Origin of the sequence: Pseudoalteromonas sp. A601, from assembly GCF_002165575.1 — a bacterium.
Lineage (GTDB): Bacteria > Pseudomonadota > Gammaproteobacteria > Enterobacterales > Alteromonadaceae > Pseudoalteromonas.
In genome coordinates this window covers 1-24,699 of record NZ_MXQF01000025.1, presented here as the reverse complement: position 1 = coordinate 24,699, position 24,699 = coordinate 1, and the positions used below count along the sequence as shown (strand labels likewise).

General features: G+C 37.8%; 23 protein-coding genes. 11 read left to right on the top strand and 12 right to left on the bottom strand.

Features of this window, described 5'->3' with window-relative positions:
• Nucleotides 1–53 precede the first annotated feature (53 nt).
• From B5G52_RS16920 to B5G52_RS16895, 6 genes are all read left to right on the top strand, one after another.
• A complete protein-coding gene (locus B5G52_RS16920; RefSeq protein ID WP_176372572.1) occupies nt 54–923 on the top strand; it encodes a LysR family transcriptional regulator in 870 nt (289 codons plus the stop codon).
• A gap of 141 nt (nt 924–1,064) precedes the next feature.
• On the top strand, nt 1,065–2,279 hold the full coding sequence (locus B5G52_RS16915; RefSeq protein ID WP_087533824.1) for a lipoprotein-releasing ABC transporter permease subunit: 1,215 nt from the start codon (nt 1,065–1,067) through the stop codon (nt 2,277–2,279).
• The gene (gene lolD / locus B5G52_RS16910) at nt 2,272–2,970 is read left to right on the top strand and encodes a lipoprotein-releasing ABC transporter ATP-binding protein LolD (RefSeq protein WP_087533823.1); all 699 of its coding nucleotides are present in this window, start codon (nt 2,272–2,274) and stop codon (nt 2,968–2,970) included. The genes B5G52_RS16915 and lolD overlap by 8 nt, the downstream gene beginning before the upstream one ends.
• Complete coding sequence (locus B5G52_RS16905) at nt 2,960–4,204, top strand: lipoprotein-releasing ABC transporter permease subunit (protein ID WP_087533822.1); 1,245 nt, start codon at nt 2,960–2,962, stop codon at nt 4,202–4,204. The genes lolD and B5G52_RS16905 overlap by 11 nt, the downstream gene beginning before the upstream one ends.
• A 326-nt stretch (nt 4,205–4,530) precedes the next feature.
• Nucleotides 4,531–5,883, top strand: a complete 1,353-nt coding sequence (gene gdhA, locus B5G52_RS16900) for an NADP-specific glutamate dehydrogenase (RefSeq protein WP_087533821.1) — start codon at nt 4,531–4,533, stop codon at nt 5,881–5,883.
• A 193-nt stretch (nt 5,884–6,076) separates the two neighbouring features.
• On the top strand, nt 6,077–7,450 hold the full coding sequence (locus B5G52_RS16895) for a M28 family peptidase (RefSeq protein ID WP_087533864.1): 1,374 nt from the start codon (nt 6,077–6,079) through the stop codon (nt 7,448–7,450).
• 759 nt (nt 7,451–8,209) lie between these two features.
• On the opposite strand, the gene B5G52_RS16885 is transcribed toward B5G52_RS16895, so the two are convergent.
• From B5G52_RS16885 to B5G52_RS16870, 4 genes are all read right to left on the bottom strand, one after another.
• Nucleotides 8,210–10,348 (bottom strand): methyl-accepting chemotaxis protein, encoded by a 2,139-nt coding sequence (locus B5G52_RS16885; RefSeq protein ID WP_140394345.1) that lies wholly within the window; start codon nt 10,346–10,348, stop codon nt 8,210–8,212.
• A 282-nt stretch (nt 10,349–10,630) separates the two neighbouring features.
• The gene (locus tag B5G52_RS16880) at nt 10,631–11,047 is read right to left on the bottom strand and encodes a VF530 family DNA-binding protein (RefSeq protein WP_087533863.1); all 417 of its coding nucleotides are present in this window, start codon (nt 11,045–11,047) and stop codon (nt 10,631–10,633) included.
• Nucleotides 11,048–11,166: 119 nt separating this feature from the next.
• The gene (locus tag B5G52_RS16875; RefSeq protein WP_087533818.1) at nt 11,167–12,165 is read right to left on the bottom strand and encodes an MDR family oxidoreductase; all 999 of its coding nucleotides are present in this window, start codon (nt 12,163–12,165) and stop codon (nt 11,167–11,169) included.
• A gap of 47 nt (nt 12,166–12,212) precedes the next feature.
• On the bottom strand, nt 12,213–12,848 hold the full coding sequence (locus B5G52_RS16870; RefSeq protein ID WP_087533862.1) for a TetR/AcrR family transcriptional regulator: 636 nt from the start codon (nt 12,846–12,848) through the stop codon (nt 12,213–12,215).
• 419 nt (nt 12,849–13,267) lie between these two features.
• Here B5G52_RS16870 and rmf point away from each other — a divergent pair, with 419 nt between their 5' ends.
• Nucleotides 13,268–13,438 carry a ribosome modulation factor gene (gene rmf / locus B5G52_RS16865; RefSeq protein WP_058558798.1) on the top strand — a complete coding sequence of 57 codons (171 nt, stop codon included), beginning with the start codon at nt 13,268–13,270 and terminating at the stop codon, nt 13,436–13,438.
• A gap of 64 nt (nt 13,439–13,502) precedes the next feature.
• Here the strand turns inward: rmf and fabA are convergent, their stop codons facing one another.
• Nucleotides 13,503–14,018, bottom strand: coding sequence for a bifunctional 3-hydroxydecanoyl-ACP dehydratase/trans-2-decenoyl-ACP isomerase (gene fabA, locus B5G52_RS16860; protein WP_087533817.1), 516 nt, complete (start codon nt 14,016–14,018; stop codon nt 13,503–13,505).
• A 205-nt stretch (nt 14,019–14,223) separates the two neighbouring features.
• Between fabA and B5G52_RS16855 the strand changes: the two genes are divergently transcribed.
• The 3 genes from B5G52_RS16855 to B5G52_RS16845 are packed head-to-tail and all read left to right on the top strand — an operon-like array spanning nt 14,224 to nt 16,326.
• On the top strand, nt 14,224–15,081 hold the full coding sequence (locus B5G52_RS16855) for a 6-carboxytetrahydropterin synthase (RefSeq protein WP_087533816.1): 858 nt from the start codon (nt 14,224–14,226) through the stop codon (nt 15,079–15,081).
• Nucleotides 15,074–15,889, top strand: a complete 816-nt coding sequence (locus B5G52_RS16850) for a M23 family metallopeptidase (RefSeq protein ID WP_087533815.1) — start codon at nt 15,074–15,076, stop codon at nt 15,887–15,889. Before B5G52_RS16855 ends, B5G52_RS16850 begins: the two co-directional genes overlap by 8 nt.
• 5 nt (nt 15,890–15,894) lie before the next feature.
• On the top strand, nt 15,895–16,326 hold the full coding sequence (locus B5G52_RS16845; protein WP_087533814.1) for an acyl-CoA thioesterase: 432 nt from the start codon (nt 15,895–15,897) through the stop codon (nt 16,324–16,326).
• Between the two features lie 154 nt (nt 16,327–16,480).
• Here B5G52_RS16845 and B5G52_RS16840 read toward each other — a convergent pair whose 3' ends face one another.
• The 6 genes from B5G52_RS16840 to B5G52_RS16815 form a co-directional block, all read right to left on the bottom strand.
• The gene (locus tag B5G52_RS16840) at nt 16,481–17,800 is read right to left on the bottom strand and encodes a Na+/H+ antiporter family protein (RefSeq protein ID WP_087533813.1); all 1,320 of its coding nucleotides are present in this window, start codon (nt 17,798–17,800) and stop codon (nt 16,481–16,483) included.
• The gene (locus B5G52_RS16835; protein ID WP_087533812.1) at nt 17,797–19,788 is read right to left on the bottom strand and encodes a DUF3488 and transglutaminase-like domain-containing protein; all 1,992 of its coding nucleotides are present in this window, start codon (nt 19,786–19,788) and stop codon (nt 17,797–17,799) included. Before B5G52_RS16835 ends, B5G52_RS16840 begins: the two co-directional genes overlap by 4 nt.
• On the bottom strand, nt 19,772–20,770 hold the full coding sequence (locus tag B5G52_RS16830) for a DUF58 domain-containing protein (RefSeq protein WP_087533861.1): 999 nt from the start codon (nt 20,768–20,770) through the stop codon (nt 19,772–19,774). Before B5G52_RS16830 ends, B5G52_RS16835 begins: the two co-directional genes overlap by 17 nt.
• 18 nt (nt 20,771–20,788) lie before the next feature.
• On the bottom strand, nt 20,789–21,694 hold the full coding sequence (locus B5G52_RS16825; protein ID WP_087533811.1) for a MoxR family ATPase: 906 nt from the start codon (nt 21,692–21,694) through the stop codon (nt 20,789–20,791).
• Between the two features lie 7 nt (nt 21,695–21,701).
• On the bottom strand, nt 21,702–22,091 hold the full coding sequence (locus B5G52_RS16820; protein WP_087533810.1) for a response regulator: 390 nt from the start codon (nt 22,089–22,091) through the stop codon (nt 21,702–21,704).
• A 531-nt stretch (nt 22,092–22,622) separates the two neighbouring features.
• Complete coding sequence (locus tag B5G52_RS16815; protein WP_254911235.1) at nt 22,623–23,045, bottom strand: hypothetical protein; 423 nt, start codon at nt 23,043–23,045, stop codon at nt 22,623–22,625.
• A gap of 226 nt (nt 23,046–23,271) precedes the next feature.
• Between B5G52_RS16815 and B5G52_RS16810 the strand changes: the two genes are divergently transcribed.
• Nucleotides 23,272–23,961, top strand: a complete 690-nt coding sequence (locus B5G52_RS16810) for a metallophosphoesterase (protein ID WP_176372571.1) — start codon at nt 23,272–23,274, stop codon at nt 23,959–23,961.
• A gap of 120 nt (nt 23,962–24,081) precedes the next feature.
• On the opposite strand, the gene B5G52_RS16805 is transcribed toward B5G52_RS16810, so the two are convergent.
• A complete protein-coding gene (locus tag B5G52_RS16805; RefSeq protein WP_087533808.1) occupies nt 24,082–24,654 on the bottom strand; it encodes a tRNA-(ms[2]io[6]A)-hydroxylase in 573 nt (190 codons plus the stop codon).
• Nucleotides 24,655–24,699 lie beyond the last annotated feature (45 nt).

The following is a 24,699-nucleotide window of genomic DNA, read 5'->3' as shown; positions in this document are numbered from 1 at the left end:
CTCAAACAATGTTAATCTTCATTTTAATAAAACACTTTTACAGTATGGTAATAATGAGCCGTTGGTTAGGAATTGATGAATTTATTGCAGTGGGTGAAGAGGGCAGCTTTACTCGCGCAGCTGCGAGTCTAAATGTATCGGTTGCTCATATAAGCCGCCAAGTGACAGGACTTGAGCAACGATTAAACACGCAGTTATTAACACGCACTACCCGTAAAGTTGTACTGACTAAAGAAGGTGAAACCTTTTTACACCAAATAAAGCACTTACAACATGCTATGGACGATGCAACGGCGTTACTTGCACAACAGCAAAATACCCCAAAAGGTAAAATTAAACTCACTGCCCCTGTAATGTACGGTGAAACATTTGTTATGCCTGCGGTGCATAGCTTTATGAAACAACACCCCGATGTAGAAGTGGTAATGGCGCTGAGTAATCAGCAAGAAAATTTGTTAGAAGGTGGCTTTGATTTAGCCATTCGATTAGGACATTTAAAAGACTCAAGCCTGAAAGCGCGACGCTTGAGTGCACGGCGTTTTGTTATTTGCTGCTCACCCGATTATTTAACTCGGTTTGGAGAGCCTCACACGTTGGCTGAATTGCACAAACATCAATGTTTAATAGGTAACAGTAGTTATTGGCGGGTGTGCGAACAAGGGCTAGATAAACATATTAAAATAGCAGGGCGCTTACAGTGCAATAGTGGTTGGGCGTTAGCAGATGCTGCTAAAAAGGGATTGGGGATTGTTCAGTTACCCAATTACTACATTGAAGATGATTTAACCGCGGGTAACCTAGTGCCAATTTTAACCAATAATCAACCCAAGCCGGAAGGGGTTTGGGGGGTGTATCCACCTCGGCAGTTTGTTGCAACCAATGTAAAAGCCTTGTTGGATCATTTAGTTGCAACTCTAAATTAGCCTATATTGCAGTGTCAGTATTAATGGTAGGTTCAAGTATCAGATTTATAATTATTTTTTACAGTTAGCCTAATACCAATTTAATACAAAACCATGCTAGTATTGCATTTTATTTGGCCTCAAATGTGACCATAATTAATTATGTTTCAACCAGTTAGTCTTTTCATTGGACTCAGATATAGTCGCTCCTCTAAAGGGAATGCGTTTATTTCGTTTATCTCTTTTTTTTCCATTGCAGGAATTGCCATTGGCTTGATGGCGCTTTATACCGTCAGCTCAGTAATGAATGGGTTTGAGGATAATTTAAAATCGAATATGCTCGGTTTGATCCCCCATGTTGAAATTGCATCAACGAATAAAACTCAACAACAAATGCAAACGTTACAACATAATGTTGTTTCGTCAGCTTATGTAAAACACGCCAGCCTTTACCGCCATGGTGAGGCAATATTGCAAACAAACAAAGATTTACATGGGGTATTATTACAAGGTTTATATGATGATAACGCCTCACTTTATAAAATTAGCGATAAAATAGTACAAGGTGATTGGAGCAAAGTACTTGCCTCACGCTATAACATTGCTGTCAGCCGTTATTTAACTCGCAAACTGGGGATTGGTTTAGGCGATAAAGTACGTGTGATTATGCCGGGAGCGTCAACCTATACGCCTCTAGGTCGCGTGCCTAGCCAGCGGTTATTTACCGTTACGGCAATCTACGAAACGGGTTCAGAAATCGATATGGGCTTGGCTTTCACCAGTGGCGAGTCATTACAACGAGTGCTAAAGCAATCAAGTACTGTAGCACCTAATTTAAGTATTTCATTACACGATCCCTTTTTAGTGGACGATTTTTCAGCAAGTACAAACTTATTCACTGATTTTGATGTTACTGATTGGCGCCAATCACAAGGAACATTATTTGCAGCTGTTGCGATGGAAAAACGAATTATGTCGATTTTACTCGCTTTAATTGTGCTAGTTGCTGTGTTCAATATTGTCTCAGCGTTGACCATGATGGTCAGCGAAAAACAAAGTGAAGTGGCTATTTTACAAACACTCGGTCTGACTCCTAATCAAGTACAACATGTATTTATGATTCAAGGTTTATACAACGGTGTGATTGGCACCAGCATTGGTGCAGCGCTTGGGCTATTACTGAGTGCCAATATTAACGAAGTGCTGTCGGCCGTTGGTTTGAATGTATTAACGGGTATTCGCTTACCGGTCAAGTTTGATGTTACAAGTTTAGTTTTGATTGCGCTGGGAAGCATCGCAATGAGTTTTTTAGCGACCTTATATCCGGCCAAAAAGGCCGCTAAAGTTAGCCCCGCAGAGGTATTGCGTTATGAATGATTTGGTTATTCAATGTGAAAAATTAAGTAAATCCTATCAAGATGGTGAGAACCAAGTTGATGTTTTAAAAGGGGTTGACCTAACACTTCAACAAGGTGAAATGCTCGCTATTGTTGGTAGTTCAGGCTCGGGTAAAAGCACATTACTGCATATTTTAGGTACACTTGATAGTCAAAGTGATGGGGTTGCTAAAATAAAAGGACAACGTGTTGCTGATTTGTCTCGAACAGAGCAAGCCAAATTTAGAAATGAAAATTTGGGTTTTATTTATCAGTTTCACCATCTATTAATGGAATTTAATGCCGTTGAAAATGTCGCGATGCCGCTGCTTATCAAAGGGTTGAATACTAAAGAAGCAAACACTCAGGCCTTAGCAATGCTCGACAAAGTCGGACTTTCTCATCGTAGTTTACATAAACCGTCGGCCTTATCTGGTGGAGAAAGACAACGAGTTGCTATTGCACGAGCGTTGGTCACACAACCTGCCTTAGTACTTGCCGATGAACCCACAGGTAATCTTGATAAACAAAATGCAGTAAAGATATACGACTTAATTAAAGAGCTTAATACCAGTTTAAATACCAGTTTTGTGGTGGTAACCCATGACTTAGAGTTAGCTGATAAGCTCGGTAAAATAGCTTATTTAGACGAAGGAAAAATCGCTATTAAAGAGAGCTATTATGTTGCTTAGTGCGTTTTTAAGTAAGCGGTTTAGAGCACACTCTGGCTCAAACGAAAGCCAAAATGGTTTTGTTAGCTTTATAGCTAAAGCATCGACCATAGGTATTTTGCTTGGTGTTGCTGTGCTAATTGTTGCTTTGTCGGTGATCAATGGATTTGAGCAGCAGCTCGTCCACCGTTTGTTAAGTGTGGTACCGCAAGTAGAGTATGTTGCGCCAAATAGGCCGATTGAGCAATGGCCAAGTAAGGTTGAAAATCTAGCTAAACAATCGGGTGTAACAGGTGCAGCCCCTTTTATTAGTGTAAATGGCATGGCGCAATATAAAAGTGACCTAAAAGCGGTTGAAGTACGTGGCGTTAGTCCTGAACTTGAAAAAAACGTTTCATCAATTAATCAATATACCCAAGGTAAACTGATCAGCCAATTAGATCTTGATGACGTTATTTTAGGGGCGCAAATTGTTAAGCAATTGCAGTTACAGCAAGGTGATTTAGTTACCTTATTAATTCCTCAAGTGAACCAAACCGGCAGCGATATTTTAGCACCCAAACGGGTCACCCTGACTCTAGCAGGCATTGTAAAAATGGGAGGGCCAATAGACAGCACAGCAGCGCTTATTCATTTGTCTAAAGCGCAATCGCTACTTGGCTATAGTCAGCAGCAAGTAACTGGTTTACGTTTACAGGTTAATGATGTTTTTTATGCACATCAAATAGCGCTCAGAGTGGGGCAAACCATTCCTGATTATGTGTATATCTCCAGCTGGTTTAGGACCCAAGGCAGTTTGTACCAAGATATTCAAATGGTGCGTACCATTGTGTATATTGTGGTGTTTTTAATTATCGCAGTAGCCAGTTTTAATATTGTGTCTTCGCTGGTAATGGAAGTGCGTGAGAAACAAGCAAACATCGCAATTTTAAAAACCATGGGTGCAAAAGACAGCACTATTTTAGCAACCTTTGTTATGCAAGGGCTAACTCAAGCCTTCGTTGGTGTGGTTTTAGGGGGTTTTGTTGGAGTGTTTTTAGCCTTGAATATAAGTAGTTTATTTACTTGGTTGAGCCAATTGGCAGGTGCTAACCCACTAGAAGGTGTCTATTTTATTGAGTTTTTACCCAGTAAATTGCTTTGGCAAGATATCGTTATCACCGTTATTGTGACTTTTATATTGGCAGTGCTCGCCACTATATACCCCGCATGGCAAGCAACACGCGTTGATCCCGCCAAAGTACTCGGCAATTAATTATCATTTTTAACATATTAAAAGGACTTAATATGCGCTCACACTTTCCCATAATCATGTTTATAGCTAATTCAGCTTAGCTATAAACGGTGACCATGAAGGTTATGACTCCCCGTTAAATATGTAAAAATACTAACTAGTTATTCAAAATAAATAATCATTGGTTAGTGTGTAAGTTAAAAAAATTCACGTTGGTTATGACTTGGCTTTTTAAAAATTATGGTATGGTTATGAAAGAAAACCATTTATAGGGGCGACCTAACTATGATCTTTAAACTTGACTACGTCTATTTTAATATTTGAAAAATCACCACGGAAGAATAAATATGAATTATATCCATAGTACAATTGCACAACTAAAAAAAACCAGTCCAGCGCAATGCGAATTTTATCAAGCAGTTGAAGAAGTGCTAGAATCACTTGAGCCAATTCTTGAGAACATACCACACTATCAAATCAATGCCATAATTGAACGCTTAGTCGAGCCTGAACGTCAGATCATGTTTAGAGTTCCGTGGGTTGATGACAAAGGCAATATACACGTCAATAAAGGGTATCGAATAGAGTTTAACTCAGCGTTAGGCCCTTACAAAGGCGGCTTACGCTTTCACCCGAGCGTTAATGCCAGCATAATTAAATTTTTAGGTTTCGAGCAAATATTTAAAAATGCATTAACCGGTTTACCAATTGGTGGCGGAAAAGGGGGCTCTAATTTTGATCCTAAAGGTCGTTCTGACGGCGAAATTATGCGTTTTTGCCAATCATTTATGAACGAATTATATCGCCATATTGGCCCAACTACCGATGTGCCCGCAGGTGACATTGGAGTTGGTGCGCGCGAAATTGGTTATATGTTTGGCCAATATAAACGATTAACAGGTCGTTATGAGGGCGCGTTTACCGGTAAAAGCTTATCGTGGGGCGGCTCACTCGTCCGTAAAGAAGCTACAGGCTATGGCGCAGTGTATTTTGCCAACTACATGCTACAAGCAGCTAACGACACACTCGAAGGTAAACGTTGTTTAGTGTCGGGCGCGGGCAATGTTGCTATATATGCCATAGAAAAGCTATATCAGCTTGGTGCAATGCCAATTAGTTGTAGTGATTCAGGTGGTACTTTATATCACGAGTCAGGTATAGATTTAGCGCTGATCAAACAAATTAAAGAAGGTGATAGAGCCAGTTTAGCTATTTATATTGACTCTCATCCTGATGCGCGTTTTATTCCACGAGCTGACTATCCTGAAGATGGCCACTCTGTGTGGCGTTTTAATGCCGATGCGGCTTTCCCTTGTGCGACGCAAAATGAACTGACTCAAGCCGATGCCAATGCACTGATTGAAAATGGCTGTATTTTAGTCAGCGAAGGCGCAAACATGCCCTGTACCCAAGAAGCAATTAATGTATTCTTAGCTGCAAAAATAGCTTATGGCCCCGGCAAAGCCGCTAATGCCGGTGGGGTTGCAACAAGCCAGTTAGAGATGGCTCAAAATGCAAGTATGCAAACATGGACGTTTGAAGAGGTGGATACAAAGCTTCAGCAAATAATGAAAAATATTTTCGATACAGCCAGCAGCACCGCAAAAGAGTTTGGCCAACCAAACAACTTAGTGTTAGGCGCTAATATTGCCGCATTTAGGCGTGTTGCCGATGCGATGATTGAACAAGGCGTTGTTTAGTTATTAAGTGTTCCCTAGTTGAGTGCCCAATTTTTTTAGTTGGGTACTCATTCATGTTGCCATCGCAGTATTGTTATTTATCGGATAATTTTGATATTTATCTCAAACTACTTTGTTATCAGTTTAAGCTCACGTACTGTGAGTGTAACTAATAGCAAGAGTTTCAACTATGTCTGACCAAATTAAAACTAAAATGACAGTAATCAATACCACGCTTTTATTAAGCAGTTTATTTGTATCTCATGCCGTATTGGCTGATCCACTTGATTATCAAGATCAACAAAAGCTACATAATATTGCCAGTGCTGTTTCAGCAAAGCGTCTTGAGAGCGATGTGCAAACCTTGGTTGATTTTGGCACCCGTCATACCTTGTCTGAAACGAAATCTAATACCCGCGGTATTGGCGCAGCGAGACGCTGGATAAAAGCTGAGTTTGAGGCGATATCTAAACAATGTGGTGGCTGCTTAGAAGTGATTGAGGTGAAAGATACAATCTCTGGTGAAAAACGTATACCAAATCCTGTTGAAGTGGTTAATATTATTGCTATTCAACGTGGAATCGATGAGCCAAATCGTATGGTCATGATGTCGGGGGATATAGACTCACGGGTTAGTGACGTAATGGACTTTACCAGTGACTCTCCCGGTGCAAACGATAATGCAACTGGGGTTGCAGGTGTTATTGAAGCCGCTCGTGTTTTATCAAACTATGAATTTAATGGTTCCATTGTTTACGCCGCACTTTCAGGTGAAGAGCAAGGACTTTTTGGTGGTAAAATACTCGCTAAGCATGCACAGCAACAAGGTTGGCAAGTTCATGGCGTATTGAATAACGACATGATTGGCAATATCACTGGCATTAATGGTGTAACCGATAACACAACAGCCCGTATTTTCTCTGAAGGCACACGGGTCATAGAAACCAAAGCGCAAGCTCATAAACGCCGCTTTACCGGTGGTGAAGTAGACTCAGCAAGCCGCAACTTAGCGCGTTATATTGATACCATCGCCGACAGATACATTCCAAATTTAGATACTATGTTGGTTTACAGACTCGACCGTTTTGCCCGTGGTGGCCACCATAGACCCTTCAACGACATGGGGTATGCTGCCGTCAGGGTGATGGAAACTAACGAAAACTATAACCATCAACATCAAGACCTACGTACAGAAAACGGCATTGTTTATGGTGATACCATCGACGGCGTAGATTTTGACTACACCGCAAAACTCACCTCACTTAATGCAGTGAGTTTAGCCGCCATGGCCTGGGCACCCGCACCCCCAAAAAGCGTTGAAATATCTGGTGCGGTAAAACCAAGTACAACATTAAAATGGCAAAAAAACACAGATAAAACCACCGTTGGCTACAGAATTTACTGGCGTTATACCAGCGAGCCACAATGGCAGTTTAGCCGCTATGTAGGTGATGTAAACGAAGCAACGCTTAAAAATGTAGTTATCGATAATTATTATTTTGGTGTCGCCGCAGTGAATAAAGACGGCATTGAATCACCTGTGGTTTTCCCAGGTGATGTGGGCGCATTTGAGCATGTTATGCAGTAATTAGTTATGCGTAGCGCAAGCCTCTCTTGCGCTACCGCTTATTGTTTCAGCCGTAATAGTAGTAGGGCGGTGATAATAAATTACTACTGTATATTTATACAGCTTAAATTATTTGCAAAGAAATTAAACTAAAATTCTCGGTATATAGCTTATTTCAATTCTCGCTGTGGGAGTGACGAATTTTTGTTGCGATCTTTATTATAAGTTAGTAAGTTAATAATATTATTATAAATTTTAATGCGTGTAGACATGAATACGGCCACTTTTAATAAAGTGTTTATCGGTATTCTTGGTAAAACGCTGTTATGTGTATCTAGATTATGAAGTATCCGACAGAGTCAGATGTTAAAAAATTAAGTGTGTTAATACGAACTTTATCAGCATTCATTTTTCTGTGCTCGCTGATCGGAGTTGTAAGCTTAACTTTTGCCTTATTTACTGAGCAATTCGAACTTGGTTTTATAATTGGTTTTATTGTTGTAGGAGTAATGCTTCATATATCAGGTAGCGTTACATTTAAAGGGTTTGCGCCAAGATACTTATTATTTGCTCATGGTGCAAAGTAAAATACACATAATCGGGTAGCCGGAGGTCTCTAACCTCCAGCCCCCACACCACCCATCATGCGCTTTTTTTATTAACAGGAAGTGCAATGGGCGGTTCATCTCCCGTAATGAATATTGCTCCAAATATCTCTCAATGACACTAAACCTTGTAAAGCTAAGTAGTTATTGCCTAGCCCAATGTTAATTTCTATTTTTAGCTGCTTGTTACTTGAAAACGTGAAATTAAACGCTCAAGTTCAGTGGCACTTCTATCTACAGAGCTTGTTCCTTGGCGGACTTGATGGAGTGAATTTTGTAACAATGAGCTTATATCATTAACTTGTTGAGCACTTTGTAGTTGCTGCGTTCCTTCTTTATTTATTCCTGTTAACGTATCAATCATATGGGCTAATGTTTCATTTAATTCAGTATCATCATGTATAACTTCTTCCGTTGAAAGCATATCTTTTTCTACACTTTGCATACTTGACTGCATAATTTCAACTGATTGAGCAGCACTACTTTGTATTTTGCTAATTAATTGACTGATCTCTGTTGTTGCTTCGCCAGTTCTTGCAGCTAAATTTCTTACTTCATCAGCGACAACTGCAAATCCACGGCCTTGTTCACCGGCTCTGGCTGCTTCAATTGCGGCATTTAGAGCTAGCAGATTAGTTTGATCAGCAACTTGGCTTATTAACCCCACCACTGAACCGACATTATTTACATGGTTATGAAGCCCTTTAATAGTATTGCTAGAACTATCAATTGAGTTATGGATACCTTGAGTTTGTTCTCTTATTGTTTGAAATTGCATGACACTTTGAGCTGCTGCAGTTTCTAAATTCGTTCGAATAATCTCAACATCATTAGTGGCGTCATTGATAGTATTAAGCTGAATTTCTATTCGAGACAATAACTTTTGTGTTTCAGTTAACACAGTATTGGCATTTAGACTAAATTCATCTTGTTTTTTTATTAAAACTTGTTTTGCGAGTTGAACATCGTTAGATACATTAATAACTTTACCAATGGTGCTATCAAGGCTATCAATAAAGCTGTTTATCCATTTTCCTAACTCACCGGTTTCATCACTTGATAATAGCTTATGATCTAAACGTTGCTTTAAGTTACCGCCGCCCTCAGCTATACCCCTAATTATATCTGTCATTTTTTGCAATTTACTGGCTAGAGTTGCAGGGCCGCTTTTTGCGAATATTAAACTTGTGATAGTTAAAGTAGCCAATGCCATACCAGCAGATGCAAACCAGTTAAGGCCTAAAATTTCGTGGCAAATGGGTGCTGTAAATGCAACTATCGAGCTATAAATAAAGTGTTGGCGTAAAAGCGTATGACTGATAGAGCGATTACGATAAACCTCTTCAAGATCGCCTTCACACATCATCCCCCATGTATCTTTAGAGCCAGGAAGAGAGAATGTAACACCTTTGCCTATCACTGGAACATGGCGGTAGTCTGAGTACCCTGGATAATCTACAAATACATTGCTACCTGCTTTAATTGTTTCACGTACACCAGGGTGTAATTGGCCTGTTGCAGGGTCGGTAAACTTTAGCTCTAGTTCTGTGTGCTCCTTAACTTTAAGTACACCCCAATCAGTTTTAACGCCGTCTTTAAGGTTATCACCTAAGGAGAATGTACGATCTTCAAACCTAGAGCGAGATAGGGCAGTACCAGCTTCGATAGATTTATCAAAATTCGCTTTAACCATGAACAGGTAGTTATCACCAGACTCTTGAAATATATGTCCAGCTTCACGCTGTATAAGATCGCCGATGACATCATTTGGTACTCTTGCGCATAAGCAATATGTTTGATTATTTGCCAGTTCAATAGGTAAATAAAACATCAATGTTACGGCATCGTGAAACTTAGAAGACGTGGGACCTAATTGTTTTGTTTGGTTATCTTTGTATGGTCCATGAAGGAATGGGTGTTTAAAGCCTTGTTGAACGGCCGGCAAAGGTAAAATACTTTGCCCTATATGCGATTGATAACTTGAAGCTAGCACCTCAGCGGTTTGTGTAATTAAAAATAATTCAGATATATCATTCGAGTATTTAAGTTTACTGGTTAATAATTCACTAAACTCATTTTGGCTGGTTTGCTGTATATCACTGGCAACACTTTGTAAAAACTGCCATTGGCTGTTAGTCCAATCTTGTAAAATCTCGAGTCGTGTATTTGATATTCCTTCAAAGGTATTTTTTATAAATGTTGTTCGATTACGATTTAAAAAATACGCTAAGCCTAAAGCTATTTTTCCATTTCGCCCAAAATAAGGCAACCAAGCCTTTTCATCCTTATTCAAATACATAGATCTACTACTCACTTCATACCCCTTATGGCCCAGTGCAAAACAGATATTGCTGTATCTAGCTAATGCAAGATATTGACCACGTAGTAATAATGAGTTGAGAATGCACTTTTAACCCAAGATATGTATATTTAAGATATAAATAGGATTTTATCTAAATGATTTATTGGCAATATAAATTTGCTTTTTATTACTGCACAAAACTGGATAGTTAAATGCACCAAATTGGTAGGGAATATTTAACTAGTGACATGTTTTTAGCTAGCAAAGCCAGCTAAAATTATAATTCCAGTGAGATTAGTTACCCCACGGATTACTTGCATTTGAGCGTTGCTTACGGGTTCGAGCGCGGTCTTTCGCTTCTTTTTTTGCTTGGATACGTTTGGCATCACTAAAGCTTAACTCACATGGTTCGCCTGGCTTATGATCAGCAGGAATTACACGGTCACGTGGTGGTAGCTGATATTGTACATCATCAGGTTTAGGTAAGTTTTTTAAACGATAAAGATAAAAGTTTTCAACTTTGTCTTGCGCCCACTGAGTTTTACTTAAAAATTTGACCGCAGACTTTAGATCCGGGTTATTTTTAAAACAATTTAGCTGCAAGTAAGCATGTAATAATTCCCAGCCGTATTGATCAACTAGCTCAGATACTACCTGTTCAAGTTTAACGCCTTGCAACGGGTTATTGCCAAATAATTCTTCGTTACTCATGGTCACTCTCATTTCAATTTCTAATACAGTAATTATAATTTTTAAATCAATAATTAGATAGTAGAAATTAAAACAGAAAGCTGTCATTTATTTAACAGCTTCATATAAAAAGGTGAGGGTTAGAGTTTTTGGCAATTGACCACAACACGGCCTCTTAGATTTGCGTCCATTAGATCATCAGCACAATTGATAACTTCTTTTAAGCTTATTTCATTGCTAATGGTATCTAGGTAGTCTGCGCTGACTAAAGCACTGAGTCTATTCCATGCTTCTATTCGGTCAGCTTTTGGACGCATAACACTGTCGATCCCAATAAGAGAAACACCGCGTAGAATAAAGGGGGCTACGGATGCAGGTAAATCCATGCCTTGAGCAAGGCCACAGGCTGTTACAACACCACCGTATTTTAATGATGCACAAATATTAGCAAGGGTATGACTACCAACAGAGTCGATAGCAGCTGCAAATCGCTCTTTTGCTAAAGGCTTGCCTGGTTTTGAAAATTCATCTCTATGAATGATCTGTTTTGCGCCTAGGTGAGTTAAATAGTCTGTTTGCTCTGGCCGACCAGTTACTGCAATTACACTAAAACCAAGTTTGTTAAGTAAATAAATAGCAAAACTACCAACACCACCATTTGCGCCTGTAACTAAAATATCACCAGAAGCGGGGGTGATACCCTGTTTTTCAAGCGCTATTACACTGAGCATCGCCGTATAGCCTGCCGTTCCTATTTGCATGGTTTGTTTTGCGGTTAAACCTGATGGCTTAGGTATTAACCAGTCGGCACTTAAACTGGCTTTTTGTGCAAGTCCGCCCCAATGTTTTTCTCCTACTCCAAAACCATTTAAAATTACCGTATCACCTAATTGAAACTCATCAGTTTTGCAGTTTGATACTTTACCTACTAGATCAATTCCCGGCACCATTGGGAAACTGCGCACAACAGGTCCTTTGCCAGTGATAGCAAGCCCATCTTTATAATTAAGTGTACTGTACAATACATCGATACTTACATCGTTATCGGGTAACGAACTAGTGCTTAAAGTGTCGAGCTTTGCACAGTAGGGGGTATCGTCTGATTTATTAATAACAATAGCGTTGAAAAAATTTTCCATTACGAATCCTTTTAGACCGATCGTCTTTAAATTGATAAAAAAAGGCACTACCTAAGTAGCGCACGTAAAAACATTTCTGTGTATAGCATTAAAGGTTGTGAGTTTTTGACTAGTTTTGCACGCATAACTGCGCCTTCCCAACCAACCCAAAAAAATTCACTCATCTGTGCGGCATCAATATGCTTACTGACTAACTTTTGCTCTTGTGCGCCTTCAATGCACTGCTGTACTTGTAGTTGCCACTGCTCATAACTGTGTAATAACTTGGTTTTAAATTCAGCTGATAAATGATTAAGCTCTTGGTTTAAATTACCAATTAAACAACCCCGGCTGAAATTATACTTTTGCATGCCTGTTGCGGCGCTTTGGGTAAAATTTATTAACCGTTCTAAATGAGGGACATCATCTTGATTTAAGTATCGCTTTAATTTAGCAATAAAATAATCATTGTATGCGTCTATTACAGCTAAGCCAAAGTCATCTTTACTTTCAAAGTAATGATAAAAAGAACCTTTAGGCACACCTACTTTTTTTAAGATAGTGTCTATACCCGTGGCACTAAAACCAAATTCTGTTAATGTTTCAAGCCCTGTAGCGATAAGTAATGCTTTGGTATCTGCATTACTACGAGCTACTTTTGGTGGGCGACCACGTCTGGGTGGATTTTGCTCGTTTGTTTGCATAACCCATATTAGACCGATCGTATTTATATATGCAAGTAATTTGTATTTTATTTGCACATAATTTTAAATTTCACATAATAAAACAATAAAAGCCTAGTTTTTAAATGCTTGCAATAAAGTTGTCATAATTACAATTTATGGATGAACTTTTGCGTTACATAGGTAGTCACATTTAAAGCAGGATACTGCATGTTAGCGATTAGATAGTCGTAATTTTTTTATATAAATATTGAATGTACATCGGTGGTATGACCACTGTGATTTTTTAATGTTAATTCATTTTTGCATCAGCAGCTTAGTTAAAGTCAATTTATTTAATTGCTTTTATGATTTGAATTTAACAGTTTTATTAACTATTCATTAATTGTAGATGTCATAAACACTACAAATTTATAAATATAAAAGGTGAGGATTTACCTATGAAGAGACAGAAAAGAGATCGGTTAGAAAGAGCTCATTCTCAAGGTTTTAAAGCCGGTTTGGCAGGACGTTCAAAAGATATTTGCCCTTATCAACAAGTAGACCCTAAATCAGAGTGGTTAGGTGGTTGGCGTGAAGCGATAGAAAATCGCAACATGTACAAAACGTAATTTTATAAACGAATTTTAAGCAAAAACGCCCTCGATTGAGGGCGTTTTTGTATCTGCATTTTAATTAAAACGCGCTAGTATCTTGGAATAAGCCTACTTTTAAATCTTTTGCTTCATAGATAACGCGGCCATCTACTTCAACAGTACCATCAGCCATACCCATAAATAATTTACGCTTTATAACACGCTTCATTTCTAGGCGGTAAGTCACTTTTTTCGCAGTCGGTAAAATTTGACCTGTAAACTTAACTTCGCCAACACCCAACGCGCGGCCTAAACCTGGACCACCAGACCAACCTAGGAAAAAACCAACTAGTTGCCACATTGCATCTAGCCCTAGACAACCAGGCATGACTGGATCACCCTTAAAGTGGCAATCGAAAAACCAAAGGCTTGGATCTATATCAAGTTCAGCAACGATTTGACCTTTTCCATGTTCGCCCCCATCATCAGTGATTGAGATGATACGGTCCATCATTAACATGTTATCACTAGGTAAACGGCAGTTGCCTTCACCGAACATTTCACCTTGACCACAAAGGACCAATTCTTCTTTTGTATAGCTATTTTTAGGTTCCATAACACTTTTTTGTCGCTTAGAAATTGCAGAGTACTTTAGCGTACACTTGTACGCTAAACAACTCGGAGCAGTTAAAAAAACAATATTTCTGCATGAAATATCATCGATTAGGTAAAGAACTTGCTAATTGTGCGATTAGAACGCGCAATTACGAGTAAAAATCATTATAATCACTTTGATTTTTTAACCAGTATAAAGGAAGTTTATGATCCTTTTTGTTAACGCACTTACAGTAATTGATTTTTCTTATCTATGTAATAAACGTGGCGCAGTTGGCGAGAGCTGGATTGTTGATTTAACTTTGCATGGCAAATTAAATGAAGAGTCTATGGTGCTTGATTTTGGGTTAGTTAAAAAACAAATCAAAGGCATAATTGATGAATGCATAGACCATAAATTAGCGATACCTTCACAAATAAATGGTGAAGTTGTATCTCATGGGGACTATAAAACACTTGATTGTACATTTGGCGATGATCATCACTTAGCGATGAGTGCACCTAATCAAGCATACTGTTTAATTGATGCTCCTGTTATCAATGAGCAAGCCGTAATAGATTTTTTAATAGCGACTATTATGCCGCAGTTACCAAGCAATATTGATAAAATCGAAATTGAATTAAAACCTGAGCATAGCAAAAGCTTTTATTATCATTACAGTCATGGACTTAAAAAGCATGATGGTAATTGTCAGCGTATTATTCATGGTCATCGTTCTCAGTTGGGCGTTTCATTAAATGGTATGTCCATGCCGCGCATTCAAAAGCAATGGGCTGACAAATGGCAAGATATTTATTTAGCCACTGCAGAGGACCAAATTGAAGCCTCACAATTGAAACATGTTCGTGCCAAAGAGTCTGATCTGTGTTTTGCGTACAGCGCAGCACAAGGTTATTTTGAAATGGCTATAAGTAGTGAACGTTGTGATATTTTACCGGTAGACACCACTGTAGAATGTATAGCATCTTATTTAGCACAGCAGATTAAGGCGCAATACAGTGACTCTGATATTAAAGTGACAGCGTACGAGGGGGTTGCTAAGGGGTCTATTTGTTATGCGTAAATTGATTCTTGCCAGTGTACTTACGTCATTGAGCGTTTTTGCTCACGGCGTTGAACTAAAAGGTAATCTAACTCAAGGTGGTTTAGTGACAGGCCAGCTTGATGGTGCAAAATCAGTGAGCTTTAACGGTGAAAAGTTAAAAACCACGGCAAATGGTACATTTGTGTTTGGCTTTGGTCGAGATGCAAAGCTAAATCATGAATTAAGTTGGGTAGACACTGAAGGTAAATCTCATAAACAGCCTTTGTTGATCACCAAACGCGATTACGATATTGATAAAATTACCGGTGTAGCAAAAAAATATGTGTCACCACCTACAGAAGTCAGTGAGCGAATTAGTCGCGAAGCCGTGGCTGTTAGAAATGCCCGCAAAGTTGATTCTGATTTAACGTACTTTTTAGACCCTGTTTATAAACCTGCCCAAGGGCGTATTTCAGGTGTTTATGGTAGCCAACGTTACTTTAATGGTGAACCTCGTCGTCCTCACTTTGGTCTGGACATTGCGAATAAAACCGGTAGTCCAGTGTATGCACCAGTAAGTGGAACGGTGGTTTTTGCTAATAATGATTTATATTATTCTGGCGGTACACTGATTTTAGACCACGGACACAGTGTTACATCAACCTATATTCATTTAAGTAAATTAGATGTAAAAGTAGGTGATGAGATAAAACGTGGTGAAAAAATAGCTGAAATAGGTGCTACAGGGCGTGTAACAGGCCCGCATTTAGACTGGCGATTTAACTGGAAGGGCGAACGCCTCGATCCAGCACTTATGATGTTAGACACCTTAGCCAATAAAAAGTAGAGAACATGACAACTGAAGTTAATCACGATGAAATCATTGCACAGCGTATTAAAGACTCAACTACATCAGTCACAAAGACTGTTTTTCCTGGCCGAACAAATCACCATAATACGTTGTTTGGTGGTGATGCTCTAGCTTGGATGGATGAAGTAGCCTTTATTGCTGCAACTCGTTTTTGTCGTAAACCCCTGGTGACAATTTCATCTGATAGAGTCGACTTTAAAGAAGCTATCCCAGCAGGTACGTTTGCTGAACTTATTTCTAAAGTGGTTCATGTAGGAAATACAAGCTTACGTGTTGATGTAGAAATTTTTCTTGAAACAATGCACAAAGATGACAAGCATTCAGCCATTACAGGTAGTTTTACCTTCGTAGCTGTCGATGATAATCACAGACCTACACCGGTTGTGTGCGATAAAATGATATACGGTTTTTAAACTTAGAATATTCAATAGCACTCCTTGTGAGTGCTATTATTATAGATACAAAAGAACACATCATACTTTGCCTTGGCATTTTATAATCTAAACACCGAGTAAAAAGGTAAAAATAGAAGGTCAAAGAGAGTGATGTTTGATTCTATCAAAACGATTATAACACCATGGCAGCTAGCCAACCAAAAGCAAGCAGTGGTAGGTTAAAGTGAATAAAGGTAGGCACTACTGAGTCCCAAATATGGTCGTGTTGACCATCCGCATTTAAACCTGATGTTGGACCTAATGTCGAATCTGAAGCAGGGGAGCCGGCATCGCCTAAAGCGCCAGCCGTACCAACAAGAGCAGCAGTCGCCATAACAGAAAAGTTTAATTCTAAACATAATGGAACAAAAAGGGTGGCTATTATTGGTACCGTTGAAAATGAACTACCAATTCCCATGGTGATCATTAAGCCTACTAATAAAATTAATGCCGCTGCCAAAGGTTGATTACCTTCTATAACCTCCGCGGCACTTTGCACTAAAGATGAAACATCACCGGTTGCTTTCATAACAGAAGCAAAACCTTGAGCTGCGATCATAATAAAGCCAATCATTGCCATCATAGCAACACCTTTACTAAATACGTCGTTATTTTGCTCCCATTTAACAATACCAAATAAGCTAAAAATCATCACACCAACAAGGCCACCTAATATCATAGAGCCACTTACATTCTGCGCTATTAATGATGTTAATACCGCGGTAATACCGACCAGTAAAACTTTTTTTGGTTGCTGCACTGTTACGTTAATAGTTTGATCTTCTAATTCATTTGTTTTATAAGTCCTGCGTTTTCTGTAGCTGATAAATACCGCAATCAAGAGCCCGATAAACATGCCAATTGCAGGTATTATCATGGCCATAGGTACTTGCGTATTTATTATTTCTAGCCCGTTCTCAACTAAGTTTTTATGTAATATTGAATATAAATAAATTCCACCAAATCCATAGGGTAGTACCATATAAGAAGTTGCAAGACCAAATGTTAAAATACAGGCAATGGCTCTACGGTCTAATCGCAGCTTATTAAACACAATTAATAGTGGTGGGATCAAAATTGGAATAAACGCGATATGCACCGGAATAAGGTTTTGTGATGAAATAGCACATACTAGTATTATCGATAATATAAAGTAACTAAGGGCGGTTTCGCCTTTATTTGAAGTGTTCACTTTCGATAACAATTTTGCGGCGAGAATTCTGGTAAGACCTGATTTTGAAATCGCAACAGCAAACGCACCCAGCATGGCATAACTAAGCGCAATTTCAGCGCCGCCAGACAAACCCGCGTTAAAAGCATTTAATGTCTCGGTTAAGCCAAGCCCTGCGCTTAACCCAGCAACGAGAGCACTGAGGGTCATAGCAACAATAACATTTACACGGGCTAGAGTTAACCCAAGCATTAATAAAACACCAATTACAACTGCGTTCATAGAGATCTCTTAGCTTTTGTTTTAATTGATTTTACCAGATCATAGCTGTGATTTTTACGTTGCGGAGTAAATTCCTCACCTTTATATCTTACATCGCTGTATAACTGAGCAAACTGCATGAAAAGTGAACCTTTCTCAGTGAAATGCTCTCTAGCTAGATTAAGATATTGCAGTGGAGTGAGATTGGCTTTTTGGTTAAAACCATTTTTAGCGCACCAAAATTGAATTTCTTTATAGTGCGTAGCGAGCAGATGCTCATTCAGCATTGCTTTTTTAGGCCAATTTAAATAAACAAAATAGCTAATAAAAATAATGATGATAGTTAAAATGACAAACAATGAAATTTTCCATAGTTGGCTATTACCAAACAAGCGTTTCAAAAATGAACTTTGCTTTTGTTGATCAAAGCCAAGCACCCAATTTGTCCATTTGTAATCTAAGTTTTCTAAATTTAAACGCAACCAATTAAACCCAGGTATTTGATTGAACCTCAGTAAACTAAACTCTAAATTGTTAGTAAACTCATTATTAAGGGATTGCATTTGTGAAAGTGAGCCAGTTAAACGCTCAGGCGAAACAACGGCGGTTGCATCAAAAATTTGCCAACCTTTACCTTTTATAAATACCTCAACCCATGCATGGGCATCATACTGGTACACACTTAGATATTCATCTTGCTCATTTAGCTCTCCACCTAAATAACCCGATACAACTCTGGCAGGAATACCTACCGTTCTAAACATAAACGCTGCTGCACTGGCATAATGACCACAAAAACCCCGTTTATTATTAAACATAAACTCATCAATAGTATTACCACCCGTCATAGGCTCTGGCGTAAGAGTATAAGCAAAGCCTTGATTTGAGAAATGCTCTGTCAAAGCAGTTAAAAATTCACTGTCGTTGTTACTGTTTTTATATAAAGACAGCGCTAATTGCTGAGATTGCACATTATTTAGCTCAGAATTTCCAAGTGTTAAGTTTTGATAGCGATTAATTTTATTTAATAGCGAATCATTGAAAGACGAAGTCTTTACTTCATAATTTATATTATTACTTAAGTACCGCTTGCGAATAAGCAAACCTTGTTCTGTACTTTTCACATCAGAGTTTGTTGAATAAGCTTGGCCTATACCATATAACCATGGCTTTGATGAGGGCTCAGCAATAATGTTGTACTGCGATTCAAATTGGGGTGCATCCTTTACAGATGTTTTATTTCGTTGCTGGCTTTTTAATAAGTCCGATACTAACCACGTAGTCCCATCAAATTCATCATGAATTATAGCTCGCCAATAGTATGGTGGTGCAGGGGGCTTATTTATACTTAATTTCGCTCTAAAAACAAGTTCGTCTGAACGAGAAAGCTTTGCAATATCAAAGGGGTTAACACTTTCAGACAAGCCCGTTTTAGCAAGTTTGGGCCCTGGTAATTGCCAAAAGGCAGGCATTTTTGGTAAAAATAACAATAAAAAAACAGCGATAGGTAGAGCGAGTAACAACATTTTCCCGCTTTGTTTAGAAGCAATTTTTAAACTGTGTTTATTTTCAATAAGTGCAAGCGCTGCAAAATTTAACACATACAAGATACTTACGCATAATGTTGCAATGATTGACTGCGAAAAAAGATAAACGGTAGAGAGACTAAAAAAGCTCAATAATACAATTGTTTGATAATGTTTTTTGGTTTTGGCTTGTAACAATTTAAACAAGCTGGACAAAATAAGCATAGCAACAAATAAAGTTACCGTATCACCAAATCCAACATCGTGAAGAAGTAATACAAGAGAAAGAGCGGCCAAAATATTAGCATATAATGTACTTGGTTTAGGCTTCTTCATTAAAGTGATTGTAAAATTCCAAGCACATAACAAGGCCAATAACGCAGTAAATATAAGAGTCAGTTCAGACATAATAAATAAAACGACCAAGCCATAAACTATCGACAAAGTAAGATTTATTGCTTTTTCGTTATGAACGTTCGGCATCTTGATTCTTAGAGTTTACCTTAAAACGACTCAATGCAATTAAACATGCATTAAAATGATCTGAGCCTTTAGACATTGAATAAAGCTGATTATTTAACTTAAGGGCAAAAGCATGATCATGCAAATGGGCTTGGGTGATCAAATAGCTTAAGTGGCTTAATCTTGTTTCGGCATTACCTTGTAATTGAGAATAGTCGTAGGTCATTGGTGTGGAGGCAAAGTTAACAAATTCTTTCACCATCAGTTGCTGTGTCTTTGCATAATGTTTCCACGATACTCTTTGCAGTCCCATACCATGTTGATGATCAACCAAGGTATCAAATTCGTCAATTCCATTGGGATGTTTTAAATCGCCGTCACCGTTATACTCATCAACCATTAAGTTATTATTTTTCTGTGGATTTACTTGCTCTGGATACACAAAAACAGTTTCTTCTATTTGCATATAACTCCAAACAGAAACTAAACCAAATGGGTATTGGCTAAGTAATTTTATGCGTTTTAACGGGTAGCTACCTCGGTTTTTATAAGGTAAGGATACTGTAATGCTTGTTTTACCTTTTATGTTATCGAGATGATGCAATAATTTATTTTGATAAAGAATAAGTAATGACTGACATAACTTATCGGTTGAAACGTCGAAAACTAAGCGGGGTGAAATAGGGGAGTAGTTATTATTCTTTACTTTAAAGCGTAGAGTTAAACCTTTTACATTGGAGTAACCAATTAAAATAGCCAATACCAAAACAACCAGCATTAAATAAGCCATAGCCAAAATTAAGTTGTTCTGATAATTAATTCCTAATATAAAATTCAAAACTGTGACAAATAAAAAACCGCAGCCCATTTTTGAAGGTAAAACATAAATCGTATTATGTTTTAGGGTAAGTGTATTACCTGTATGTTTATTTTTTAATAGCTTAGTAAAGAGTGCTTGTTTAAAATCAGCAAATAAAAAACCATTCTTTTTGTTGTTTCGCATTTTTGCAAATAGCATATTTTACAAGGGCACTGGAACAGCGTTTAATAACTGTTTTATTTGTAATTCACTTGTTTGTTCATCAATTCCTAATCGGTGAGCAGCCACACTTTTAAATACAGTTTGTACATCATCGGGAGTTACAAAATCTCTACCTTCAATATAAGCCCAAGCTTGTGCAGCTTTACCCATCGCTATACTGGCTCTTGGCGATAGCGGATTAGCAAAAACACCGCTTTCTCGGGTATAAGATACAAGCTCAATAATGTAATCAACGATCGGTTCTGAAATAGTCACTTTTTTAGTTTCAGACTGTATATCAATTAGTTGAGAGAAATTGATCCGTTTAGGAAGCGCATCAGAATCACGATTATTAGCACCTAAAATAAGCTTTCTTTCCGCTTTTTTTGGTGGAAACCCTAAACTTATCCGCATCATAAAACGGTCTAATTGTGACTCAGGCAAAGGGTAAGTACCTGATTGATATAAAGGATTTTGTGTAGCAATAACAAAAAATGGTGTTGGTAGGGGGTATATATCACCATCCATCGACACTTGTTTTTCTTCCATTGCTTCTAACAATGCACTTTGTGTTTTTGGTCCAGCACGGTTTATTTCATCGGCTAAAACTACTTGACTAAAAACAGGCCCTTTATGAAAAGTGAAAGTGTGTTCATTTGAATTAAATATACTCGCACCTAAAATATCTGATGGCAGTAAATCGCTGGTAAATTGAACTCGCTGATATGACAAGCCTAAAACAGAAGCAAGTGCATGTGATAACGTGGTTTTACCCATACCTGGTAAGTCTTCAATGAGTAAATGGCCTTGACTAAATAAGCAGGTTAAGGCGAGTTTAATTTGTGTTTTTTTACCAAAAATTACCTGTGATAAATCATCAATAATAGCTGTAACTGTAGAGTGCATAGTAACCTTAAAAATGTTCGACTATTTCTAATCGCTTCATTACTGTATCAACTTTTTTCGCGTTGAATGGTTTGGCAATAAAACCTTTGGCGCCAAGCTCCCAAGTATTTTGCACATTCTCTAAACTATTATGTCCAGAGCACATCACAACATGGGTGTTTGGGTAATTATCATTTAAAAACTCGAGGATTTCAGCTCCGTCAGTATCTGGTAACTCAATATCGAGAAAGATGACATTAGGAGATTTTTCTTTGATTAATGATTTTGCAGATTCAAAATCACGGCATTCTAAAATATCTTCAAAGCCTAACTCAGTTAAGATTTGATTTAAGTAGTCACGAATATCTTGAACATCATCAATAATCAAAATAGGTTCTAACGGGCGCACAAATTCCATATTGTTTACTTCTTGTGATACAGCTTAAAATTGTAGCTTCAATACTAAGCTAAGCGATAATGAAGCTCAAGAAAGATACCGCAATAAACCCAACTATTTGAAATAAATCTCATTAATGTCCGATACCGTCTAGTATTGGACATAGCAATGATATGTAAGCGCGTAACAAACACATTCTTTGATGCATAACCAATACAACCTATAATTTATATTATGTTAAATACCGTTATTTTGACGCTAATTGTAAGGGGTTGTTCATTTCTAGAATAATGATGATATGAGGATTTTCGCCCTCGTCTTTTGGAAAAGCCCATTATTACTGGGTTTGGCTAACCCTGAGCGCAAAATTAGCTAAATCTGGATTACGCTTGGTTTTAGACGAAACCTGTTCAAACTGACTCATTATCCAATCATTCCTCATTCCTGCTCATTATACGTTTAGAATTAGATCATTGTTGATCGTTTAACTTTCCTTTAAATACACTTTAAACGCCTTTTAAATACTGTTTAAATATTTTGAGCTGCCGATGTTTAAACTTTTTCGGCAGCTATAATGGTATTGAACGTTGGGCCTAGCTCTACTGTGATCATAAAACCTTGGTACGATATTTTTACTTGATTGCCTATATAAGCAAACGTATTTGGATTTTGAACTGCGTTCATTAGTTCGTGTATTTGCTTAATTGCTAGTTGGCCAGTTAAGAACTTTTCAATTTGAGCGCTGCTGACTGTAACAGCGCTACTATATATAGGTGCGTTTTTACGTGATAACTCGTTTAGTAAATTTACAGGCAAGTGCCCTAACGTAAATTGCTGGCTGTCTGGTACCGACTTTTTAAGCGCTAACTTTGCTGCTTGTAAGTTTATCTGCTTTATATAGTACTGCTGAGATTTTAAAACTGATTCGTTAAATTGTGGTACCGCTAGTTTTTGAATGTCAGTTGATAAACTCATTACTGATTTACCCGCTGCTATGTCTGCACCTAGCCATGCTTTACCAGGATTATAATCCCAACCTAGATCAATGCCTGGTTTCAGTCAAAAGTAACATTTATATTTTGATACTTTTATTACAAGATTGTTGACTTGGAACTTACTACTTCAAATTGTTATAGTAGTTTTAAACTTTTTAATGAAGAAATATATGGCTTTTTCCACTGCTTGCTTATCAAAATCACACATGCATAAAAATCTGTACATTGAGCATGATAAACGTGTTTTTGTCATTGGCGATTTAGACGCTGATTTTCAAAAGTTTGTCGATGTCCTGCACTCGGTTAAATTTGATTATAAAAATGATGTTTTGGTGATGCTCGGAGATGTAATTGACCGCGGCAATGACAGCACAAAACTAATAAAATACGCAATTGAACATAATCTAATTATGCTACTGGGTAACCATGAACATATGATGTTAGCGTCTCTTATTGATAAAGACGCAGATGCTTTTGAGCTTTGGGTGCAAAATGGTGGCGCTTGGCATTTTAATGAAAGTGAAAAAAATTTATCACTTGTATGTGATTATCTTAAAACATGTCCGGTTACATTAAAGCTCCACTTTCAAAATGAAGTGATTGCCTTATCTCACACTGCACCACTTACATGTGATTGGAACAACTTAGAATTAAATGAAGAGACACTATCAACAGATACGATAGTGCAAGAGTTTTTATGGGATAGAACTCGTGTAAAAACCCAAAGTAATGTAATAAACCCCAGCGTGTTATTTTCAATTCACGGCCATAACACAACCCAAACCCCCTATTGGCTTGGTAATACGTACCATATTGATACCAATTATTTAGCAGGTAGACCAACGATTATTAACGTAGCTGATTTAATTTCACAGTATCGCACATTAAAAAATTAATTTTACAACATACATTGCTAATTAACTGATTAATGAACAATTTATCATTAATAATAATAAAAAATCACTGGAATTTAGGCTGTTAAAAATAAATAACAGCCTAATTAACATAATGCCTTATTAGTGTAGTGCAGCAGTAAAAGGGATACTCTTACAAATATTTGCTTCTGCTATTAATATTTCCTCTAGTCGTGTATCAACATCTTTTTTAGCAAAATATTCGTACGCTAGTTCTACAAATAAATTTTTATGTTTTTCTTCTGACTTTGCAATCGCCACATAAAAATCTTTTTCTTTCCCTTCAGGCAATGCTTGTGCGACTAAAGAGAATCGTTCGTGTCCCCTCGCCTCTATAACGGCACCTACAAGCAGTCTGTCCATTAAAAATTCGTCACGGCCATTTCGAAAAACAGCGCGAATTTGTTTAACGTAAGGATCTTTTTGATCATTACCTAAATTTACGTCTCGGTCTATTAATAGCTTTAAAACTTGCTTAAAATGAATCATTTCTTCAAGTGCTAAATCAGTCATCGCTTTAACAAGTTTTCGGCGATCTGGGTAATGTGAAAGCATAGACATAGCCATGCCTGATGCTTTTTTTTCCGCTGCTGCGTGATCTTGTAAAAATGTATCAAAGTCATCAAGTACTGCTTCTGTCCACGAAAATGGAGTATGGTATTTTAATTCAAACATGGTTAATTTTACTCTTAAATAAACATCCCCGGGGCAAGCCCTTCT

What these genes read in the sequence shown, in the direction of transcription:
- B5G52_RS16810 (WP_176372571.1), top strand. Translation starts at nt 23,272, where the DNA reads ATGCATAAAAATCTGTACATTGAGCATGATAAACGTGTTTTTGTCATT.
- B5G52_RS16905 (WP_087533822.1), top strand. Translation starts at nt 2,960, where the DNA reads ATGTTGCTTAGTGCGTTTTTAAGTAAGCGGTTTAGAGCACACTCTGGC.
- B5G52_RS16875 (WP_087533818.1), bottom strand. Translation starts at nt 12,165, where the DNA reads ATGGAAAATTTTTTCAACGCTATTGTTATTAATAAATCAGACGATACC.
- gdhA (WP_087533821.1), top strand. Translation starts at nt 4,531, where the DNA reads ATGAATTATATCCATAGTACAATTGCACAACTAAAAAAAACCAGTCCA.
- B5G52_RS16855 (WP_087533816.1), top strand. Translation starts at nt 14,224, where the DNA reads ATGATCCTTTTTGTTAACGCACTTACAGTAATTGATTTTTCTTATCTA.
- B5G52_RS16830 (WP_087533861.1), bottom strand. Translation starts at nt 20,770, where the DNA reads ATGCGAAACAACAAAAAGAATGGTTTTTTATTTGCTGATTTTAAACAA.
- B5G52_RS16920 (WP_176372572.1), top strand. Translation starts at nt 54, where the DNA reads ATGAGCCGTTGGTTAGGAATTGATGAATTTATTGCAGTGGGTGAAGAG.
- B5G52_RS16845 (WP_087533814.1), top strand. Translation starts at nt 15,895, where the DNA reads ATGACAACTGAAGTTAATCACGATGAAATCATTGCACAGCGTATTAAA.
- B5G52_RS16915 (WP_087533824.1), top strand. Translation starts at nt 1,065, where the DNA reads ATGTTTCAACCAGTTAGTCTTTTCATTGGACTCAGATATAGTCGCTCC.
- B5G52_RS16895 (WP_087533864.1), top strand. Translation starts at nt 6,077, where the DNA reads ATGACAGTAATCAATACCACGCTTTTATTAAGCAGTTTATTTGTATCT.
- lolD (WP_087533823.1), top strand. Translation starts at nt 2,272, where the DNA reads ATGAATGATTTGGTTATTCAATGTGAAAAATTAAGTAAATCCTATCAA.
- B5G52_RS16850 (WP_087533815.1), top strand. Translation starts at nt 15,074, where the DNA reads ATGCGTAAATTGATTCTTGCCAGTGTACTTACGTCATTGAGCGTTTTT.
- B5G52_RS16820 (WP_087533810.1), bottom strand. Translation starts at nt 22,091, where the DNA reads ATGGAATTTGTGCGCCCGTTAGAACCTATTTTGATTATTGATGATGTT.
- B5G52_RS16815 (WP_254911235.1), bottom strand. Translation starts at nt 23,045, where the DNA reads ATGAGTTTATCAACTGACATTCAAAAACTAGCGGTACCACAATTTAAC.
- B5G52_RS16825 (WP_087533811.1), bottom strand. Translation starts at nt 21,694, where the DNA reads ATGCACTCTACAGTTACAGCTATTATTGATGATTTATCACAGGTAATT.
- B5G52_RS16870 (WP_087533862.1), bottom strand. Translation starts at nt 12,848, where the DNA reads ATGCAAACAAACGAGCAAAATCCACCCAGACGTGGTCGCCCACCAAAA.
- B5G52_RS16835 (WP_087533812.1), bottom strand. Translation starts at nt 19,788, where the DNA reads ATGCCGAACGTTCATAACGAAAAAGCAATAAATCTTACTTTGTCGATA.
- rmf (WP_058558798.1), top strand. Translation starts at nt 13,268, where the DNA reads ATGAAGAGACAGAAAAGAGATCGGTTAGAAAGAGCTCATTCTCAAGGT.
- B5G52_RS16880 (WP_087533863.1), bottom strand. Translation starts at nt 11,047, where the DNA reads ATGAGTAACGAAGAATTATTTGGCAATAACCCGTTGCAAGGCGTTAAA.
- B5G52_RS16840 (WP_087533813.1), bottom strand. Translation starts at nt 17,800, where the DNA reads ATGAACGCAGTTGTAATTGGTGTTTTATTAATGCTTGGGTTAACTCTA.
- B5G52_RS16805 (WP_087533808.1), bottom strand. Translation starts at nt 24,654, where the DNA reads ATGTTTGAATTAAAATACCATACTCCATTTTCGTGGACAGAAGCAGTA.
- fabA (WP_087533817.1), bottom strand. Translation starts at nt 14,018, where the DNA reads ATGGAACCTAAAAATAGCTATACAAAAGAAGAATTGGTCCTTTGTGGT.